A 1,235-nucleotide genomic window follows, 5' to 3' on the forward strand; every position below is an offset into this window, starting at 1 on the left:
TGAATCGCTACCAATATCCTAGACACTTCCCAACCTCGCTTGGTACTGCTGTTCAAATCTTACCGGAGAAAGCCCATTGTTGTAACTATGGCGTCTAACCGGGTTGTAAAAAATTTCGATGTAATCAAAGATATCTTCTCTTGCTTTTGCTCTGCTGGCATAGGTTTTACGTTTGATCCGCTCCCGCTTGAGTAGTTGAAAAAAGCTCTCCACTACGGCGTTGTCATGGCAGTTTCCACGCCGACTCATGCTTTGCTTGAGGTTGTGTTCTTTTAAGAACGCCTGCCACTCGTAACTAGAAAACTGGCTGCCTTGATCGGAGTGGATCATCACTGTTTGCTGGGGTTTGCGTTTCCATAAAGCCATCAGCAAAGCTGAGACTACGAGCTCCTTATCCATCCGCCCTTGCATCGACCAGCCTACAATCTGGCGGGAGAATAAATCCAAGACCACCGCCAGGTACAGCCAACCCTCATGCGTGCGGATATAAGTAATGTCCGTTACCCAGGTCTCATTAGGCCCTAAAACATCAAACTGCTGAGCCAGGTGATTGGGAGCGGCGACATGAGGCTTACCAGCATGATGCCGTGGTTTGCGCTTGTAACCTGTTTGAGAGCGTAGGCCTTGCGCCTTCATCAAGCGATACACCCGCTGCTCACCACAAGCAATCCCCAGATCTTGCAGATCATCATGGATCTTGCGATAACCATAGATGGTGCCGCTTGCCAGCCACGCTTGCTTAATCTGGGTCACAATCATTTGGTTCTCACACGCTCGAGACGAGAGTGGCTCTTTAAGCCAGGCGTAATAGCCACTGTGGTGGACTCGTAAAACCTTGCACATGGTGCGGATGGCATGCTCATGCTGGTGCTTTTTGATGAAGGCGTACTTTAACCGGACTCCTTGGCAAAGTACGCGGCGGCCTTTTTTAGGATGTCGCGCTCTTCGGTAACCCGCCGCAGCTCCGCCTCCAGTCTTTTAAGCTTAGCCGTTTGATCATCCCCCACTAGACGCTGCTCAGCTGGAATGCCATATTTATTAACCCAGGCATACAGGCTATGGGGTGAGGTGCCCAGCCTAGCAGCCACATCTCGAACACCAAAACCCCGTTCAACTACCTGTTTGACTGCCTCTAACTTGAACTCTTCAGTAAACCGTCTTCTTGTACTCATGACACACCTCCTAATAGACTAAATATTAGGCTAGAAAGTGTCTATAGAAGTAGTAGCGATTCA

At 49.5% G+C, this 1,235-nt stretch carries 1 protein-coding gene; it reads right to left on the reverse strand.

What is annotated here, in order from left to right; all coding sequences use genetic code 11:
• Positions 1–18: 18 nt before the first annotated feature.
• Positions 19–1,172 (reverse strand): IS3 family transposase gene (locus tag ICN39_RS11050; protein WP_216234158.1). Its coding sequence is split into 2 segments (ribosomal slippage): positions 19–932 and positions 932–1,172, totalling 1,155 coding nucleotides; the frame shifts between segments, so codons are not numbered across the junction.
• Between the last annotated feature and the right edge of the window lie 63 nt (positions 1,173–1,235).

The sequence above is a fragment of the Polynucleobacter sp. AP-Reno-20A-A9 genome, assembly GCF_018882085.1.
In the GTDB taxonomy this organism is placed as follows: domain Bacteria; phylum Pseudomonadota; class Gammaproteobacteria; order Burkholderiales; family Burkholderiaceae; genus Polynucleobacter.